The sequence below is a fragment of the Lutimonas halocynthiae genome (genome assembly GCF_030409835.1).
Classification (GTDB): domain Bacteria; phylum Bacteroidota; class Bacteroidia; order Flavobacteriales; family Flavobacteriaceae; genus Lutimonas; species Lutimonas halocynthiae.
On the sequence record NZ_JAUFQO010000012.1, the window covers coordinates 26,767 to 48,127 of the forward strand.

Genomic DNA, 21,361 nt, shown 5'->3' on the forward strand with positions numbered 1-21,361 from the left:
CTATGAAATTTGTCAAAATGATTGTTATGATTCTATATCGACATATGAAGAAAGTATTGAATTCGTCTATCTCCGGTTCGAAAATCATAAGTCTATTCTTTTTTTTAATATCTCTGTCACTATTTGGGCAAGTAGAATTTACTAAAATACCACTTGACAATCAATTGGTTGCAAGAAATGGAGTTACAGGTATTGTTGAATTTGAAGGTACAGTTTCAAATTTAACACCTTATAATGATATCAAAATAGTTAGATATAGAGATGGGATTAATAATGGTGAATTCACTTATGAGTTGAATAATCCTGGAGGTATATCAAACTTTGCATCTAATAGCGACATTACTATTGTTGCCGAAACGAAAAATTATTCCTTTGAAATCTATGGTCTGACTGATGACCCTCCTTTTCCTAATCCGAGTATACCGGATGTATTGATTGCAACTATCTCAAACGTTGTAGCAGGAGATGTTTATATTATTCAGGGGCAGTCGAATGCAGTAGCAAATATAAGAGATGGCGTGGGACCCCAAAGCAACTTTATTCGGGTTTATGCCAGTGGGACAGAAACATTCTCGAAGTTGCAAACCCAAGACGTTTGGTCAATTGCCAACGTGAATTCAGGAAGTGAAGTATTAGGAAATACTGGGCAGTGGGGAGCTAAAATAGCTAGTTTAATTATTGATAAATACGATATTCCAGTAGCAATTTTTAATGGAGCCCGTGGAGGTAAATTTATTAACTATTTTACAAAAGACTATGACGGTATTTATGAGTCAACTCCGGCTACTAATAACTACTTTAGATTGAAATACAGGTTGGATAGAACTGGTTTAGGAAGTGCGGTAAAGGCAATATTTTGGTCTCAGGGCGAGAATGTGAGTCAAACAGTAAGTGATTATAAATTAGCTTTTGAGGACTTAAGAACTAGTTGGCTTAGTGATTTTTCTGGAGTGAAGCAATTTTACATTTTTCAAATTAGCAATGGTTGTAATGCTTATTACAATACGAACACCCTATTATTACACGTTACTAAGGAGGCACAGAGGCAGTTGGCCGAAGAGAATAATGATATCCAAATTATGAATACAGACGGTCTAGAACAGTATTTGGACGGAGGCAGCTTAGGGTTTTGCCATTTTGTATATAATAATGGTTACGAAGGTTTTGGAGAAAGAATATTTCCGCTTGTTGATTCATATTTTTATACAGACACCCCGGTTGAACCCGAATATTTATCTCCGAATATAACAGATGCCTACTTAATTGATGACGTAACTTTAGTATTGAATACAGATGCAGAAAAACTATATATTGATAATTCCACTGAAGCCATTAAGAATTTTGTCTTAGACGGAAATGGCACCATAATGGACGCCTATACTTCTGGAAATCAGATTGTTTTTACTTTGTCAGAATATCCTGGAGTCAATGCCAAAATTTCAAATATAGGAGCATTACCTGGAGTCAATGATAATCTTATTACCAATGCTACTAATGATGTTGTTGGGCCAGAAATATTGTCATTTTATGAATACTCAATTAGGAGTGATTTAATAACAATATGGAATAATAATGCTTGGTCTAATGGTTCTCCAACTGATTCAAAAAATACCATTATTGATGATGATTATAATGGAATTAATGCTGATTTAATTACAAAAGATTTGAAAGTTAATGCAGGTAGCACATTAAATTATAATACAAATTCTAATAATAGTGTTATTGTAAATGGGAATATGGTCATAAATGGGAATTTTATTGTGGGCGATATTGAATCATTGATTATTGATGACGTTAATGCTGACGTAGAAATTAGTGGTAGCTACCGGAAAATTGAAAAATCAACGGAGTTAACGAATAACTTTGACGTGACATATTGGTCGTCGTCAGTAGAAAACACTAATATCAACGATGTTTTTATAACAAAAGGAGTTAATAGTAGCCGAATATTCTATTATGATTTGTTTAAGGAAAACCCTTTATATACAGGTGATTACATTGATTACAGACATTGGCATAACGCACTAGGTTCGGATCAAATGACTCCTGGTCAAGGATTTTCTGTTGACGGCCCTGAAGATGCAACGTCAGGTACTCAACTGGAAGTTGAGTTTACTGGTAAGCCAAATTACAAGGACATTTCTATTCCAATAGGTACAGCGCCAAGTGTGTTAGATGATAATGATAGGACAAATTTAATTGGGAACCCTTACCCATCGGCCATTAGTGCAGATCAATTTATATCTGCAAATTCTTCTATTAAAAACGGAACCCTTTATTTATGGTCGCATGGTACTGAATACGGAGGCGATCAGTATGATCCTGATGATTATTTAACGTATAATTCACTCGGAGGAAATTTGAGCGACATTGAATTGCCCTATTTCATAGCTTCAGGACAAGGCTTTATGATTTTAACCGATGTGTCAAATGGAACTATTAATTTTGAAAATTCTATGCAGGTTACAAATAATAATACAGAGTTCTATAAATCTAGAAAGAAGAAGAAAGGGCCTTCTGTGAACGATGTGACAAAACGGTTATGGCTTAAACTATTAAAGAACAATGCTGCCAGAAAGGAAATTTTAATTGGATATTCAGATGGTGGCTCTGAATCAGTCGATTACGGACTCGACGGAAAATTAATCAACACCGAGGCATCACTTACTTTTTATTCTTTAATAGACAATGAGAAATATGCTATACAAGGATTAGGGAGAAGGGTAGTTGGGAAGCCTGTAAAATTAGGGTTTAGCTCCCTTGAAAGCGGGAATTTTAAGTTGGGAATAGCAAAAACTCAGGGGTTCGGACAGAATAAACGAATCTTTCTAAAGGATAGAAACACTGGTTCGATACATGATTTGAGTAAGTCAGATTACGAGTTTTTCATAAGTAAAGCAGGAGACTTTCCAGATCGTTTTAGTATTCGATTTGTTGGTGGAAACGAAAATTACGGTGATTATATCAAAAATGTTTTGAAGGTCACTAATAATTCAAATGGTTTTAAATTTAATGGACCCCACGACGTTAAAGAAATAAAGATATATGATATCTATGGAAGGGTTATTTATCATTCATTTCCAAATAATAATAGTTTTAATATTCGACTGAATAAAGTTAAAAAAGGGACCATTGTAATTATTCGATCAATAATGAAAAATGGCCATATTCATACCCATAAAATGATTAAAAAGTAGTTTATCTTTATAAACACAATTTAATTTATTGATCATTTCCTCAAATTTTCTAAATTGCATTAAATGAAAATATTAATAGATATTGGTCATCCTGGTCATGTACATTATTTTAAGAATCTTATAACAGAGCTGACAAAAGACGGGCATGAATTTTTGATTGTCGCAAGAGATAGGGATGTTATCATAAGGTTATTGGAAAAATTGAATTTACCCTATATTAATAGGGGGAAGGGAAGTAATTCAAAAATCGGAAAACTTTTATATATGTTGAAAGCTGATCTTCAGATTTTGAGGGTCGCCATGAAATTTAAACCTGATTTATTTTTAAGTTTTTCAACACCCTATGCGGCGCAAGTATCCTCTATGCTTGGAAAACCGCATATTGCGTTGACAGATACCGAGCATGAAGATGGTATTCTCTCAAAATTTACATACCCTTTTACTGAGGCTATTTTGACTCCAAAGAGTTATCTAAATGATTTGGGAGAAAAGCATATAAAATTTAACAATGTCATTGAGGGCTTGTATTTACATAAAGATTATTTCGAACCGGATCCTGATATAAAGAAGATTCTAGGATTAGAAAAAAATGAGGAGTATGTCGTCATTAGATTTGTGTCATGGAATGCGCATCATGACGTTGGACATGCAGGCTTAGACAACAAGGCTAAATCAGATTTAATCAAAGTTTTAGAACCAAGATTTAAAATATTCATTTCTTCTGAAGGAGATTTGCCAAATGAATTTGTTCCTTATAAGATAGATATTTCACCAGAAAAAATGCACGATGTACTAGCTGAAGCATCTCTTTTTATTGGAGAAAGCGCAACTATGGCATCAGAAAGTGCTCTACTAGGTACTCAGGCTGTTTATATAAATTCTCTGCCTTTAATGGGTTATTTGGCATTTGAACAGGAAGCGGGTCTATTAAGACATTTTGAATCTTCAAATGGGGTAGTAAGCTATGTTGCTCAGATTGCAGAAAATAATAATGTCAAGGATGAAGCAAAGGAAAAATCAAGAATGATGCAGCAGGATTTTATTAGCCCTACAAAATTCCTTAATTGGTTTATATCTAGTTACCCATCAAGTATGGAAACCTTGATTAATGATCCAAATTACGAATCAAGGTTTAGATAATCATCTAGAATACTGCTACATAAACAAATTAAATAAATGGATTTTACTGTAAAAAAATACACGGAGTTATTAGATACTCTTATTGAACAAAATTACTCATTTCAGACATTTGATGCCTATCTGAAAAAAGCCAATGATAAGGTGGTTATGCTTCGTCATGATGTTGATGATTTGCCAGGCCATTCTTTAAGATTTGCAAAGATTCAGCATGAAAGAGGCGTTAAGGGCGTGTATTATTTCAGAGCTGTTCCGCAAAGTTGGGATGTAGCTATTATAAAAGAAATTGCCTCTTTAGGACATGAAGTAGGATATCATTATGAGACCATGGATACAGCTGGTGGTAATATAGACATGGCATGGGATCAATTCAAGCAACATTTGGAGGACTTAAGGAAATTGGTTCCTGTAAGCACCATTTGTATGCATGGGAGCCCAAGATCAAAGTTTGATAATAAAGAAATATGGAAGAAATATGATTATAAGACATTGAACCTCATCGGTGAACCTTATTATGATATCGATTTTGATAAAGTTTTATATTTTACCGATACGGGACGAAGATGGGACGGATTCAAAGTAAGTGTTAGGGATAAAGTAAAATCTAATTATGATTATACTTTTCACGCGACTGATGATATTATTTCTGCTCTAAAAAAATCTACATTACCAAATCAGTTTATGTTTAATTTTCACCCACAACGCTGGCATGATAATAATATTCAGTGGACGAAAGAACTCATTATTCAAAACGCTAAGAATGTCGTTAAAAGAGTTTTCTTTGTTTCAAAATAGATAGGTAATGTATCAAGCTTTTATCTTGAGAGAAATCAGGCTTATTTACGCCATGAAATAAGGACTAGTCATTAATAAAATGAATAAAATATTTTCTTTTTTAAGGAAAATGTGTATATTTACCGCTTAGAAAAAGAATTTAAATAATATCTTCAATTTTATCAACCCCTCATGATGAAAATTGGTTACTTATCAATAGTACGAATTACCAAAATTATTTTAGGGGTTATTATATTGAAATTAGAACAGGGAAATATTGTTCTTAAGGAAGAGTATTTTCATGTTAATCCCCTAAAACAATTGCTATGATAACAAAATTACAAAAGCCTACTTTTTTTGATGATCTTAAAGGGCCAAGTTACCGCAGTAACTTTCTGAGTCCCATTAATAGATCGAATGGATTCCCTCAAACAAAAAAGATTTTCACAAAAGATGAGAAAGTCCGAATTGTTATTGATGGGCAGAGTAATGTTATTCCAATTGAAAAATTGTGCCAGAAAGAAGGTATTTCGATTGGGACATTTAATAAATGGACAAAAGAATTTTTATCGGCATCAGCTTTAAATGCAAAAGAAGGAGTTGAAACTGATAAAAGAGCCGCTGATGAGAAGTTTCGTGTTGTAATAGAAGGAAAATCCGGAACAACAAGTATAGCTGAAATATGCAGGCGCGAAAATATAACACAAGAGATATTTTTAAGTTGGTGTGAAGATTTCTTATTGGTAAGAAATAGGAATTCAATCATCCATAAATTAAATAACCCGCTTTATCAGAAAAACAGAGAGCTCATCTCTAATTTTTCAAGCCTTGCGGTGGTTAAATATTGTGAAAACTATGTAAATATTAGTTCTGCCAAATCTTTGGTTGTTTTGAAGTCAAATAGTCGTCGTCTTGAGGATGTTCAAGACCTGAACAATGTGGTGAGTCTGCAAAAAATAAATGATGTAAGATTTGTCAACAAATATTTGGAAAAAGTTAACGGAAAACTTGAGAACGGTGGAATCATGGTTGGTTGTTTTGAGACTTTTACTGCAAGAAGACAGAGAATGTCTATTAATAAAATTCCGGTATTGGGAAGTATTTATTTTGCAGCAGAGTTTTTGATTAAACGAATTCTTCCAAAAGTGTCCTTCACAAAGAAGTATTATTTTGACATTACTAAAGGTAATGATAGGCTGCTTTCAAAAGCAGAGGGTTTAGGTCGTTTGGTAAGTTGCGGATTTAGTATTATGGATTATAAAACCATTGACGGAATCTTATATTTTGTAGTCAAAAAAGTAAGAGAGCCGTATTTTGATGAAAGTCCAAGTTACGGCCCAGTATATAAAATGCCACGATTAGGTAAGAATGGAAAAATGATTGGAGTGTACAAGTTCCGAACAATGCACCCTTATAGCGAGTATTTACAAGATTATATTGTTAACGCTTATGGTTATGCAGAAACAGGAAAGCCTGCCAATGATTTTAGAATCCCTAAATGGGGTAAATTTATGAGAAGATTGTGGCTTGATGAAATACCACAGTTATTTAATGTATTGAAAGGAGAATTAAAACTTGTTGGAGTGAGACCGGTTTCGGAAAGGTATTTTCAGGATATCCCTAAGGAAATGCAGAAATTGCGATTGACTCAGGTTCCGGGTTGTGTTCCTCCTTATGTTGCTTTAAATAGAGAAGGTAACGTTATGAGTGTTCTTCAATCTGAAAAAGAATATCTGGAAGAAAAGATAAGAAATCCTTATACTACTGATATGAGGTATTTTTTAAATGCGATATTTAACATTGTATTTAAGCATAAACGGAGTGCTTAATGAATTAAGTTTATAAAAAAAGGAACCCCAAACGGGTTCCTTTTTTTTTGAATTAAGCACAGTTTTTGATCGGTTAATGGTGTCATAAAATTATGCTTTTTCAGATTGCTTAGCTGCATTTTGAAAAAGTACTTGAATTAAAAAAGATCAATAAATTGCATAAATAGTAGTGGATGTCACAATTTTATTATTTTTACGCGTTATTTACACATACAATTAGGGGTAAATTAAATTATATATATGGCTATCGGACATTTTTCAGACAAAAGTTTTGATAATACGAAAAACTTTAAACAGGTTATTGAGAAGTATGCGACTCACTATAGGTGGTTTATCGCAAGCGTTTTATTTTTTGGAATTGTGACGTTTATTACTGTCCAAACCATGACTCCAAAATACTTTATAGGTGCATCTATTCTAATCAAGGAAATTGAGCAAGGTAAATCCATTTCAGATTTGTCTTCTTTTGAAGACCTTGGCCTCTTTGGAAGTGAAGACAGATCTTTGGAAAATGAAATCCAGATATTAAAATCACGAAATTTAATGCACAATGTAGTAAAGGAGCTTAAATTGAACGTTCTCTATTATATAGAAGACTCACCATATGATAAGGAGCAATATCCTAACTTTCCGTTACTTCTCACTATTCACTCAAGTAATTTTCCTATTGATGACATAAAAACTGAATTTAGAATTAAGATAATCTCAGCTACAGAATTTGAATTTGTTGATTTTGATGACAATTCTTTAACTGAAAAAACCTTTAAGGAAAAATTTCAAGCAAATTTAGGTAATGATGATTTTTCGAATGAAAGTAGAATAAGCATCAATCTTAACCCTGATTATGACAATGAGCTGATTGGAGAAACCGTCTTAGTAAAAATGTTTCCTGTCGATAGAGCAATCGATTACTTTATGACAACAATAGGCATTAAACCAATTAATGAAAAGCTATCTCGGGTTTTAAATATCTCTTTGGAGGAATCTATAAAGGAAAAAGGTATTGCCATAATCAATAATTTAATTGAGCAATACAATGCGGATGGGATGAATGATAAGAATTTAGTAGCTCAGGCTACAACCGATTTCTTGGATTTGAGATTGGAGTTGATTTCTAACGAATTGATAACAATAGAAGGCACAGCAGAACAGTTTAAGTCTAAAAATCAAATGCTTGATTCTGAAAAAGGAGCTAATTATTATCTTGAGTCATCTTCTTTGAATGAAAGAGATTTAGTAGCAGCTAATACACAGATGCAACTCATTAGTTATATGCTTGAAGAGCTAGATAAAAGAGGGAGAAGTGAATTGTTGCCTGGTAATATTGGTTTGTCTGATGTGGGCATTATCAATTTAATCTCTGAGTATAATGAACTTGTATTGCAACGAAATAGAGTTATGAAAAGTTCTAGTGTTCGCAATCCCATAATTGTTGGAATAGATTCTCAACTTGAGGTTTTAAAGAAAAATTTGAGTAGTAGTTTGAGTTCCTTGAAATCATCTTCTGAAATTCAGATTAGAGCCCTAAATACACAAGGAGGCAAAATAAGTTCAAGAATTGCATCTGTTCCAAGAACTGAAAGAGAATTTAAGGATATAGTACGCCAACAGGAAACTAAAAATGCATTGTATCTTTTTTTATTACAAAAAAGAGAAGAGTCAATTCTATCAAATGCTGTCAATGTTGAAAAAGCCAAGGTTATAGATAGGGCATACAGTAATGGACTTCCTGTATATCCTAAGAAAGGAATCTTATATGTGGCTTCGATTTTATTTGGGTTTTTATTGCCAGTTGGAATAATTTATATAAAGAATCTTCTCGATACAAAAGTGCATGATGAAAATGACATCTCAAGATTGGGAATTCCATATTTGGGAGATGTGCCGCAAACATCTGTAAAGAGTGATCACTTTATTAAGGATATTGATAATTCGAGTGTAGCTGAGGCATTCCGCTATATTCGAACAAATATTAACTTTATGCTTGACAATAAGGAAGCATGTAAGACAGTATTTGTAACTTCAACTCAGAGTGAAGAGGGAAAAACTTTTACTGCTATTAATTTAGCTTCTTCGTTAGCTATTTCCGGAAAGAAAACTTTACTGATAGGCATGGATTTGAGAGCTCCAAAGATTAATAAATATTTGGATCTTGAAGATTTATTAGGTGTCACAAATTATATAAAAAATGAGAATTTGTCATTGAAGGAAATCACTGAAAAATATACATCTATTCATCAATTGCATTTGATAAATTCTGGAGATATTCCGCCAAATCCTGTAGAATTGCTGATGAGTAAGAGAGTTGATCAAATGTTTGAAGAGGCAAAGAAAGTATATGATTATATTATTGTAGATACTGCTCCGGTTGGAATGGTTACGGATACGATGCAAATTAGCAAGTATGCGGATTTAACTATATATGTTGTGAAATCAAATTTCTTAGATAAAAGGATGCTTCATATTCCAGAGAAATTATTCAAAGAGAAAAAGCTCATGAATATGGCTATGTTGATTAATGGGACTGATCATAGCAGAGGTGCCTATGGCTATGGCTATGGATACGGTAAAAATAAAAAGAAAAATATATTACAAAAATATGCTGTTAAATTGGGTTTTTAAAAAAGTGTGAATCAAAGAATTTAAAAGGAAGAAAATAGCTGCATTTATCTTCCTTTTTTTTGTTCTTAATCTAAAAAAATCAACATCTCAAAGATTTTTCGTATTTTGCCGATTCGATTCATGCTATGATAGTCGAAACCCAAGGAAATATGTTATATAAGGTGTTAATAAATTCATTTAAATTCATTTAAATGGTCATTAATTTATTTATATTTGTGTAATATTTCAAAATTATTAAATTTTAATTCTGTATGATGAAAAAGTTACTCTTAATTTTAATTATTGTCCTCTCCTCTTCCTTTGCCTTTGGTCAGGAAATTACCCTGTCTACAACTTCAGCAAGTGCTACATGGTCTCCAAGAAGTATTGCTAATTCAGGGACAGATCTTGTTTGGGAAGCTAGCAATGCGCTGATTGGAACCTTAACCCAAACCGCGAATGTGCCTACCTTTGATTTTAGTTCAAATGATGGAAGTCCAATTGCTATATCAGTTACAAGTGCAGATAATTTTGCAGGATTAACGAGATTTCAAGTATATACTTTAGAGGTTACCGCTATTGACTTGACGGATGCCACGCAACTTGAAAATATTCATATAAGTAATAATCAAATTTCCGCTTTAGATATAAGCACCTTAGGAAACTTAGAGTTGTTAATAGCGAGTACTAATAATTTGTCTAGTCTTGATATTTCGAACAACAGTAATCTAACAAGATTGGAATTGGCTAGTAATTTGTTAACCTCTACGATTCTTGATGCGCTTCTTGTACAAGTGGATGTTTTTAATGAAACTGATGGGATTCTTACACTATCTGGAAATCAAGGTTTAACGCAAGCTGTTGCAACAAATTACAATAGTTTAATCGGTAAAGGCTGGACGATTGATGTTCCAGTTCCAGGCCCACCAGTTACTGCGACTATTACGTTGACTACTACTAGTTCTAGCGATGTTTGGGCTCCGAGAAGTATTACAAATACCGGTAATGCATTTACATGGGAAGCTACAAATGCTTTGATTGGTACTCAAACCCAAATTGCGAATGTTCCTACTTTTGATTTTAGCGCAAATGATGGCAGTCCAATCAGTGTTACAATTACAAGTAATGATGGTTTTACAGGATTAACAAGATTTCAAGCATATACTTTAAATATAACTGACTTAGATCTTTCTGAAGCTATCGAATTACAGAATATTCATATTGGTAACAATCAATTAACAAGTATTGATATAAGTTCACTGCCTGATTTAGATTTATTTAGAGCTGGGACAAATGGAATTACATCTTTGGATATACAAAATAACCCTCTTTTAACCAGAGTTGAGATGGAGGCAAATTTATTGCCATCCGCAGAGTTAAATGGATTAATAAATCAATTAGATGCTTTTGGACAAACAGGAGGAATATTAACCGTTTCTGGAAATCAAGGGATTACAGAAGATGCACAACCAGGCTATGATAATTTGATTACAGATGGATGGTCAATTGATGTGCCAGCTCCAGGACCACCTGTTATTGCAACAATGACAATAACCACAACTTCTACTAGTGCTTCATGGGGTCCAAGAAGTATAACCAATACAGGTAATGCATTTACTTGGGAGGCAACAAATGCCTTGATTGGAACTCAAACTCAGGTGGCTAATTCTCCGAGTTTTGATTTCAGTGCTAATGATGGAACTCCAATTAATATTACTATAACAAGTAACGATGGTTTTGTAGGCCTTACAAGGTTTCAAATGTATACATTGGATATTACTGAGATTGATGCCACTGCAGCTGTTGCTTTGGATAATTTTCATGTTCAAGCCAATAATATTTCAAATATTGACATCAGTACATTGTCAGATTTAACTTTTTTCCGTGCTTCAGGAAATAATATTGCAAGCCTTGATATTTCAAATAATTCTAATTTAAACAGATTAGAAGTCGACAATAATGTGTTGACTTCAACAGAATTAGATGCAATAGTAAATCAATTGGATGCATTTGGTGAAACTGACGGTATTTTGAACCTTGCAGGAAATCAAGGGATAACAGAATCAGCACAACCTGGATATGATAATTTGATTGCAGATGGTTGGACAATTGACGTTGATGCACCAGGACCGCCTGTTATTGCAACGATTTCAATTACAACAACATCTACGAGTAGCGCATGGTTTCCAAGAAGTGTTACAAACACGGGTAATGCTTTTGTATGGGAAGCTACTAATGCTGTGATTGGTACACTTACACAAACAGCTAATGTGCCAACTTTTGATTTTAGTGGTAATGATGGAACACCAATCTCTATTACTGTAACAAGTAATGATGGTTTTTCAGGGTTGACAAGATTCCAGGTTTATACATTGGATATAACTGCAATTGATGCGTCAGCTGCTACGCAGTTAGATAACTTCCATATACAGTCAAATAATATATCTGCTATTGACATCAGTACACTGACCAATGTAACTTTCTTCAGAGCTTCTGACAATAATGTATCTAGTTTGGATATTTCCAATAATACCTTGCTGAACAGATTGGAGATAACAAATAATAATTTGAGTTCAACTGAGCTTGATGCTATTGTGAATCAATTGGACGCATTTGGTGAAACAGATGGTATTTTAAATATAGCCGGTAATCAAGGTATCACAGAGTCTGCCCAACCTGGATATGACAATTTAATTACTGATGGCTGGACTATTGATGTCGATGCTCCAGGCCCTCCAGTTATTGCAACAATGTCGATTACAACAACTTCAACTAGTAATGCATGGTCACCAAGAAGTGTAACAAATACGGGTAATGCCTTTGTATGGGAAGCAACAAATGCTTTGATCGGTACATTGACACAGACATCAAATAGTCCTACATTTGACTTTAGTGCCAATGATGGAAGTCCTATTAGCATTACTGTAACAAGTAATGATGGGTTCTCAGGTTTAACTAGATTTCAAGTCTATACATTAGATATAACGGCTATTGATGCAACTGCAGCGACAGAATTAGGAAATTTTCATGTTCAAAGTAATAATATATCAGCAATAGATATTAGCACAATGTCAAACCTCACTTTTTTCAGAGGTCTTGACAATAACATAGCTACTTTGGATATTTCTAATAATTCTTTGCTCACAAGAGTTGAAGTAGAAAATAACAATTTGACTTCTTCAGAACTTGATGCGATTGTGAATCAATTGGATACTTTTGATTTAAATGATGGGATACTAAATATTTCTGGAAATGAAGGAATTACTGAATCAGCGCAACCAGCTTATGATAATTTGATTAATAAGGGATGGGCAATTGATGTCGACGCACCTGGACCTCCAGTTATTGCCACTATGTCTATTACAACAACTTCAACAAGTAATGCCTGGTCACCAAGAAGTGTTACAAATACAGGTAATGCACTAGTATGGGAGGCAACAAACGCCTTGATAGGAACTTTGACACAAACAGCTAATGTTCCAACTTTTGATTTTAGTGCTAATAACGGAAGCCCTATAAGTATTACTGTAACATCAAATGATGGGTTAACCGGATTGACAAGGTTTCAGATCTATACTTTAGATATTACTGCAGCAGATTTGACCCAAGCAACAAATTTAGAGAATCTGCATATTGGGAACAACCAAATTTCTAATATTGACTTAACACCATTGAATAATTTGAATTTCTTTAGAGCAGGGACTAATAATTTAACTGCTTTAGACATATCTGGCAATAGTTTATTGACTCGTCTTGAATTATTGGATAACGCCATGACTACTGCTGAATTAGATGCAATTGTAAATCAACTTGATACTTTTGGACTATTGGATGGAATTCTTGATATAGGCGGGAATGAAGATTTATCCTTTGCGGCTCAGCCTGCTTTTGATAATTTAATTTTGAACGGCTGGACAATTGATGTAGATGCTCCAGTAGCTCCTGTATTGACAACGATGTCAATTACTACAATCTCAACAAGTAATGCTTGGTCACCAAGAAGTGTCTCAAATACGGGGAATACATTGGTATGGGAAGCAACAAATGCTTTGATAGGTACTTTGACTCAAACGGCTAATGTGCCAACATTTGATTTTAGTGCTAATAATGGAACTCCAATAAGTATCACTGTAACAAGTGACGATGGATTTGGAGGATTGACCAGATTTCAGGTTTACACCCTTGATATTACTAACATTGATGTAAGTGAAGCTACTTCATTATCAAATTTCCATATTCAGAGTAATGCTATTTCTGATGTGGACATTAGTGCCTTGAATAATCTTACTTTTTTCAGAGCCAATGACAATAACCTTACAGCCTTGGATGTGTCGAATAATAGCGTTCTGACAAGACTTGAATTAACTGGTAATAATTTAACTACTGATGAACTTGATGCAATTGTGAACCAATTAGATGTGTTTGGAGAGTTAGATGGTATACTTGATATCGCTGGAAATGAGTCTTTATCATTTGCTGCTCAACCTTCCTTCGATAATTTGGAAACAAAAGGTTGGACTATAGATGTAGATGCTCCGACAGCTCCAGTTTTCAATACCATTACTATGTCTACAGTTTCTAATAGCAATGCATGGTCGCCTAGATCGGTTACAAATTCAGGTAATGTTTTAGTTTGGGAAGCATCAAATGCTTTAATTGGAACCTTGACTGAAACTTCAAATGTTCCAACATTTGATTTTAGTGCTAATAATGGAAGTCCCATTAGCATCACCGTAACCAGTGATGATGGATTTGGAGGGCTTACAAGATTTCAAGTTTACTCTCTGGAAATAACGGATATTGATGCGACTGAGGCCGTGGCATTAAGTAATTTCCATATTCAGAATAATGATATTGCAACTATTGACATCAGTACATTGTCAGATTTGAGCTTTTTTAGAGCGAATCTGAATAATTTAACGGTGTTGGATATTTCAAATAATAGTGCTTTAAACAGATTAGAGTTAACAGACAATTCCCTAACTTCAAATACACTTGATGCCATCGTCAATCAGTTAGATGTTTTCGGTGAATTCGATGGAATATTGACTATTGAAAATAATCTGGGGCTGACATTAGCTGCCCAACCTTCTTATGATAATCTGATTGCAAAAGGATGGTCAATTGATGTAGGTGTTCCAACGGATAATGAAATTATGATCAGTCAATACTACCACGGTTTTGGTGGAAACGACCAATGGCTAGAAGTCACGAATATTTCGGGTGAAGCAATAGCGGCCGGAAGGTTTTATCTCGCTTTATTTGAAGATGATATTGCTAGATCAGGAATCATAGAAACAGCCTCTCCTTCTCAGAATACAGTTATCCCAGCTATGGCAGCTGGTCAGACTTTATTGTTTAGAAATGTTGCTGCCGTATCACCTTCTGCAGGGAATATTGGTGGTGCTACGCAAATAAATTCTCCGGTATGTACTTTTACAGGTGATGATGTCATTTTAATATCGACTACCAATAACAGTTCTTCTTATAATAACAGGGTTGAAATTATTGGTGATGTCTCTGCAAGTCCGGGAACGGCTCCTGATGGTTGGGGTGCAACTTCTTCTTTTATAAAAGGTGGTTGTTCATCGGAATTACCTCATCTGGATTTTGATGAGTCTGATTGGAGTTTTATATTACTGTCTGATGTTGATGCAGCTATTGCTAATACGAATTTAGCTTTAGGTACACAGGTAGTTGGGCCTACAATTTATAACGGTACTACTTGGTCTAATTTACAACCTGATCAATCTAGAACGGCAACTATTGCCAGTTCATTTACTGGGGCTCCTTCGAATTTTATTTCTTGTAATTTGACAATTAATAATGGAGTAAACGTTGTTTTTGACTCTAATGGAGCGACAAGCTTTAGTATAGTGATCTATGGTGATTTTGTCAATAGTGGAAGTTTAACTATTGGTGATACCGAGTCGCTTGTAGTTTATAACCCCAATGCAAATATTGGAGTAATAACTAAAATTGAAAAATCTACACCTCTTGATAACATCATGGATGTGACTTATTGGTCATCCCCGGTCATAGGATCTCAAATTAACACAATTTTTGCAGGTGTAGATCCAACCAGATTATTTGATTACCGAGCTGGTGATGTGAATCCGGATTATGGAGCTGCTTCTAATTATAAGTATTGGTGGTTGTCTTCAGGGAGTATGGATATCGCGAAAGGGTATACGGCACCTGGTGCATCGACTGGTGTTCAAACTTTGACATTTACAGGTGTTCCTCATAATGGTCCTTTTACAAAGAATGTTTTCTTTAGTGGAACAATCGATACAGGGACGGCAAATGAAAACTTTAATTTACTTGGAAACCCTTACCCAGCAGCTATTGATATGCAGAGAATCTTAATAGATAATACGACAGTGAATGAAATAGCTTTATGGACGCATGGAACAGAAGTTGATCCAGATACTGGCGAATACTTTGATGGTGATTATATATTTTATTCTGCTGCAGGATCAACAGATGGCGTAACAAAGAATATTGCCTCATCTCAAGGTTTTATGATTAGAACTGTTGCTTTTGGTGGTATCAATTTCGAAGACAGTTATAAATTGATAGGAGATAATGATCAGTTTTATAAATCAAATAATTCTAAGAAGAAGGAGTCTGTTGCAAAAGCTGATGAGGAAGATAAGGTATGGTTACGCATGGTTCATGGAACTGAAAAGAATGATATCTTGATTGCTTTTGTTGAAGGTGCTACGGACGGATACGATATGTATTATGATGCCTTAGGTAATTTATATGATTCTAATATTAGTCTTTTAGAAAAGAATGCAAAATTTTATTCTAAGATTAATAGTGACAAATATGTAATTCAAGGTTTAAGCGAATTCGGAGCTTCTAAGAATATTGATCTTGGATTTGATACTAAAAAAAGTGGTTGGTTCAAAATCAGTATTAATAAAAAACAGGGAGCACTTAGCGAAGCGGATATTTATTTAGTTGATACGTATTTGAACATTAAACATGATTTGAATAAATCAACTTACGAATTTGAAGCTGATAAGTCTGGAGAATATTCTGACAGGTTTAGATTAGAGTTTGTAAATAAAAATTATGATTTAGGACCTGAAGAAATTATTGACGCCAATAGATTTACAATTACTAATGAATTTGATATCATGAGTGTGGTATCAGGAAAAACTGTGAATGAAATTAAAGTATATGATCTTTTAGGTAGAATGATTATTCAAGAAGTTCCTAAAAAATCTTCATTCCAATTAAATACTAGTAATGTAAGAATTGGAACAGTTATGTTGATCGAGGCGAGATTAGAAGATGGAAGTATGATCAATACAAAATCAATTAAGTATTAGAATAATTTTGCCAAAATAAACTAACCTTATTAAAACCGCCTATTTAGGCGGTTTTTTTATACCTATTTGTGAATACTTGCCTTCAAATGACTAAGTAAAGAATCCTCTATTAGAGGCAATACTTAAACATTATGTAATTTTTTTACTAACTTAGTTGGAATAATCTTACAATCAAACCTTTAGACTATGCCTATTTATATGGACAGACACGACCTCGATGAGAATATAGACGCTGAGCACGTGGCTAGAATTCATCAGGAGGATTTAAAATTTGAACATGAATTTGGCTGCAAGGGGCTTACATATTGGTATGATGGTCCAAGAAAGACTGCATTTTGCTTAATTAATGCTCCAAATAAGGAAGCTTTAACCGCTATGCACAACAAAGCCCATGGTGCAATTCCAAATAGTATCATTGAGGTGAATCCAGGGCTTGTAGAATCATTTTTGGGTCGTATAGTAGATCCATCTCATGAGGATGGTATGAATGAGTTACCGATTATAGACGATCCTGCGTTCAGAATTATTATGATGATTAAAGTGAGTCATAGTAAACTAACGGGTTTGAACGATAAAACTCAAAAAGAATTATTGTTTGATTTTCACGGCCTTGTGATAGATCAGATATCTCATTTTAAAGGCCGTTTGGTAAAAGATACAACAGATTCTAGTTTAATTTCATTTAGGTCAGTTTCAGACGCCGTAGAATGTGCCTCTCTTGTATATTCTGAATATAAATCTTTAGATTATTCACCTGAGAATCATTCTCTTCATATTGGAATAAGTTCAGGTCTTCCTGTTACCGGAGGGAAGGGGTTTTTTGAAGAAACAATAGTTGATGCCGAAAGGTTATGTAATGTTGTTTCAGGAGGTGTTGTAATGTCATCAGATGTGTTTGAAATGAGTAACAATACTTTTTTAAATGATAAAATGAAACAAAATTTCTTCAGGTCTTTAAAGCCTTCTGATGAAAAATTTCTCTCGGGTTTGATTGATTTTATGGAAAAATCTTGGAATAAAACCAATCTTAAGGTTGATCATTTCAGCGATGCATTGGGCTTAAGTAAATCGCAATTATATAGAAAAGTAAATTTTCTAACAGGTAAGTCATTAAATATTTTTTTGAAGTCTTACAGACTTAAGAAAGCGATAAGCATGATAGAGACCCATAAAGGTAATATTTCTGAAATAGCATTTGATTCGGGCTTTAATAGTGCGGCCTATTTTTCTAAATGCTTCGTGGACACATACGGTATACTTCCCTCTGAATACGCTAAGACAAGAATTTGAATGAATTGGAAAGATTTAATTATGACCCATAATTAGGTTTTATTGAATCAATTGTAGAATTGTTTTTATGGTATATATAATAGCTTTATCATTAGTTGGAATAAAGAATTCCAAATGTTGTTAACCCTTTAATATGTATTATGAAAAAAAGCGTCTTTTATCCAAATCGTACAATATTAGTTATTGTTTTAGTAATTTTTACAATGAACTTCTCTTATGCTCAAATGAGCGCAGCAGAATCAGAAGAAAGTTCCGTACTCAAATCTTTCAAAGATAAGTCTTTAGTTTGGGGAGATTGCCCGCCATTTATGCCTGAAGGCTGCAATATTGCTGTTCTTCATGGAGATCCTAGTAAAACTGATTCAGATGTATTATTCAAAGTAAATGGTCATTCCAGTATTCCGAACCATTGGCATAATTCACATGAAAGGATGGTCTTATTAACCGGTAAAATGGAAGTTACTTATAAGGGTGAGGATAGCAAATTAATGAAGGTTGGTGATTTTGCATATGGTCCGGCGAAAAAACCGCATTCAGCTAAATGCTTGAGCAAAGAACCTTGTATTTTGTACATTGGTTTTGGAGAACCTGTTGATGCGTTTGAAATTGAAGATTAAAGACAACCTAAGGAGTAATATATTCTAATTTTAGCCTGCCAAGAAGCTCAATCATTTTGTCTTTGTTTTCGATTTCGCAGACGATATAATCGAAATGGTAATTATATATGAGTATGACTAAGCCTCTTTTTTTAAGCAAATCATTGTTTCGGTGGAGGTAATCGTAGGCATACTCATCGGTTCTAGCTTGATAAAACTTTAGTTTTTCGAGAATCAATAACTCATTAATAGCCTTCTGAGCAACTTTGGCCTTTTCACTATATGCCATTAATCTCTCATAAGTGAGTATTTGTGTAATGGCCCAATGCATATAAATGAACTCGTCCTCAGTAACGGTCCATTTTGCTAAATACGGATTTGGTTCGAAATTTGGGTCTTCAAATTTTATCTTAACTCCCCAGTTTTTAATGGTTTTTAGGGAATAATCTTTATATACAAAATCAAATTTTTGAGGGTTTGACACTGCAAGCCACAATTTGTTTGCCAGGTCACTCTTTTCATTTTCTGAAAATGATTCTATTGTCAGTAGATCAACAAGCTGAACAAACAGGTCTCTGTCAATGTCAAACTCTTTTGTCTTGGGTAAAATCTTAGTGTAATTCCTTAATTTACTCTTGAAATGAATCTCAGTATAATCTTTTTGCTGGGCGAAGACACAGACACCATAAAATAGGGTAATAAATAAAAATATGGCTTTTCTCACTTTGTCTCGAATTAACACATTGAATCTGATTCCTTTTAAAACGATAAGTACATCCGATTATTGGGTAAATTTAAAAAAAAAAATCTGCTTTAAATTAATAAAGCAGATTAATGAGGGGAACTTTAGAAAGAAATTAGGGTTGAACTAATTCCCATCTAAACTTTTCGAATAAATCCGTAAGTTGTTCTTTGCTGTTTATGTCGCAAACAATGATGTTATAATATCCTTTAGTTACTAATGCAACCAGGCCTTCTTTTTGTAATTCTACGTTCACACTTTCAATATATGAATAAGCCCAGTCATCGTCTTGTGGGGCTGAAAATTTAAAATCCTTAGTAATTAATAACTCATTAAAGGAAGAGGCTACGCTGTCAGCATCATCTCCATAGGTCATCAATTGAAAATATTCTAGGATTTTATTCAGAGCAAGTTGAAAATACGGATATTCGTCATCGCTTACTGTCCAATCGGTAAGATAGGGATTCGGTTCTAGTACAATTTCGCCGTTAGCATTCTCTGATCCCCAGTTTTTATTAGAGGAAACAGCAAAATCCTTAAAGACATAATCGAAGACTTTTGGTTTGGCCATGGCCAACCAAGTCTTGTAAACGATTTCATCTTGTTCTGCTTTAGTATAGATGTCTTTACCAAGTAGTTTGACGATTTCAGTTAAGAGCTGTTTTTCAATACCAAGTTCTGAAGTTCTTGGTTCAGCTTCTTTATATTTATAGATATAGCTCCTAAACTCAACATTCGAATAATCCATTTGTCCGAATGATGCAAAGGAGAAACCTATCAATATGTAAATTGAGAGTAGTTTTCTTTTCATATAAGCAATTTCGTTCAACTTCCTTTTTATGACAAACATAAAACACTAATATTTAGATTATTACCTTAATACTAGTTGATCAGTTTTACTAAAAAAATCATTGAACTTTAGGGGATTCAACTATTTTCTTAAGGCGAATATACTAATAACAGTCGAATTGGCAAAATATTGCCATGAGTTAATGCCATTAAAATTAGATTGTTAGCTTTTCAAATACCTTATTTAATAGATATAGCCGGCTTATTGAGTAGGGTATTATCTTCATCTTCTTACAGACCGTCATGAAGATGACGGTTTATTTATGAGCTCTTTTTTTGTGCAACTTCTGACATTTCAGTAACTATTTCCTTTTTTCGAACTCGTTTCTCTTGACCAATATTGATAAGGACTAAAGTTAAATCAATCTTTTTGACATTTGTTTTAAGGTAATGAGCATTGTTTAAATATGTATTAGCCAAATAAATTGCTATTTTTATATTACTTTTGAAATGATTGAGATATTTTAATTTATTAATTAAGGATGATTATGAAAAACATGTTTATAAAAGGAGTGGTATTAAGTTTTCTGTTAGTATTGGTAGCTTCTTGTAATACTAATCAAGAGAAATCAACAGAAAAAGAGGTCGATTTAGAACAAATAAAAAAAGAAATTCAAGCCAGGGAAAATGAGTTTGCCGAAATATATAATAGTGGAGAGTTGAAAAAAATTGGCTATTATGCGGATGATGCTATTACTTTTTATCAAAATATGGCTCCGATAACCAATAAAGAGGAACGATTAGAATTTTTGAAACCTGATTTGAATTCAAATTCTAATAAGATCTCATTCAAAACAAATGAGGTTTTTGCAACCAAATATGGAGCTCAGGTGGTAGAAATTGGTGCTTATACCGTAGTTGATTCTACGAATGCGGTTATAAGTACAGGAAATTATATGAGTCTGTTTGAAAAAAGAGATGGCAAATATGTATGCCTTAGAGATATGAGTGCTTCTGATATGCCTTTTGATGATTATCAGGATGAGGAATAGGTATAAAAAAT

The 21,361-nt window shown here is 33.7% G+C and carries 11 protein-coding genes; 9 read left to right on the forward strand and 2 right to left on the reverse strand.

Going from position 1 to position 21,361, the window contains the following annotated elements; genetic code table 11:
- Nucleotides 1-26: 26 nt before the first annotated feature.
- The 8 genes from QWY87_RS11800 (at nt 27) to QWY87_RS11835 (ending at nt 18,788) form a co-directional block, all read left to right on the forward strand.
- Nucleotides 27-3,197 (forward strand): DUF8693 domain-containing protein, encoded by a 3,171-nt coding sequence (locus QWY87_RS11800; protein ID WP_290291397.1) that lies wholly within the window; start codon nt 27-29, stop codon nt 3,195-3,197.
- Nucleotides 3,198-3,260: 63 nt separating this feature from the next.
- Nucleotides 3,261-4,337: a DUF354 domain-containing protein gene (locus QWY87_RS11805; RefSeq protein WP_290291398.1), complete on the forward strand. Its 1,077-nt coding sequence runs from the start codon at nt 3,261-3,263 to the stop codon at nt 4,335-4,337.
- 36 nt (nt 4,338-4,373) lie between these two features.
- Nucleotides 4,374-5,129, forward strand: a complete 756-nt coding sequence (locus tag QWY87_RS11810) for a hypothetical protein (RefSeq protein WP_290291400.1) — start codon at nt 4,374-4,376, stop codon at nt 5,127-5,129.
- A gap of 305 nt (nt 5,130-5,434) precedes the next feature.
- Entirely contained in the window at nt 5,435-6,937 is a 1,503-nt protein-coding gene (locus tag QWY87_RS11815; RefSeq protein ID WP_290291401.1) for a sugar transferase, read from the forward strand.
- A gap of 240 nt (nt 6,938-7,177) precedes the next feature.
- Complete coding sequence (locus QWY87_RS11820; protein WP_290291404.1) at nt 7,178-9,559, forward strand: GumC family protein; 2,382 nt, start codon at nt 7,178-7,180, stop codon at nt 9,557-9,559.
- A gap of 254 nt (nt 9,560-9,813) precedes the next feature.
- The gene (locus QWY87_RS11825; protein ID WP_290291406.1) at nt 9,814-16,881 is read left to right on the forward strand and encodes a beta strand repeat-containing protein; all 7,068 of its coding nucleotides are present in this window, start codon (nt 9,814-9,816) and stop codon (nt 16,879-16,881) included.
- A 186-nt stretch (nt 16,882-17,067) separates the two neighbouring features.
- Nucleotides 17,068-18,171 carry a nickel-binding protein gene (locus QWY87_RS11830; RefSeq protein WP_290291409.1) on the forward strand — a complete coding sequence of 368 codons (1,104 nt, stop codon included), beginning with the start codon at nt 17,068-17,070 and terminating at the stop codon, nt 18,169-18,171.
- Nucleotides 18,172-18,311: 140 nt separating this feature from the next.
- Nucleotides 18,312-18,788: a cupin domain-containing protein gene (locus QWY87_RS11835; protein ID WP_290291412.1), complete on the forward strand. Its 477-nt coding sequence runs from the start codon at nt 18,312-18,314 to the stop codon at nt 18,786-18,788.
- A gap of 7 nt (nt 18,789-18,795) precedes the next feature.
- On the opposite strand, the gene QWY87_RS11840 is transcribed toward QWY87_RS11835, so the two are convergent.
- Entirely contained in the window at nt 18,796-19,491 is a 696-nt protein-coding gene (locus QWY87_RS11840) for a hypothetical protein (protein ID WP_290291414.1), read from the reverse strand.
- A gap of 133 nt (nt 19,492-19,624) precedes the next feature.
- Nucleotides 19,625-20,320, reverse strand: coding sequence for a hypothetical protein (locus QWY87_RS11845; protein WP_290291415.1), 696 nt, complete (start codon nt 20,318-20,320; stop codon nt 19,625-19,627).
- Between the two features lie 526 nt (nt 20,321-20,846).
- Between QWY87_RS11845 and QWY87_RS11850 the strand changes: the two genes are divergently transcribed.
- The gene (locus QWY87_RS11850) at nt 20,847-21,350 is read left to right on the forward strand and encodes a YybH family protein (protein ID WP_290291417.1); all 504 of its coding nucleotides are present in this window, start codon (nt 20,847-20,849) and stop codon (nt 21,348-21,350) included.
- Nucleotides 21,351-21,361: the final 11 nt, after the last annotated feature.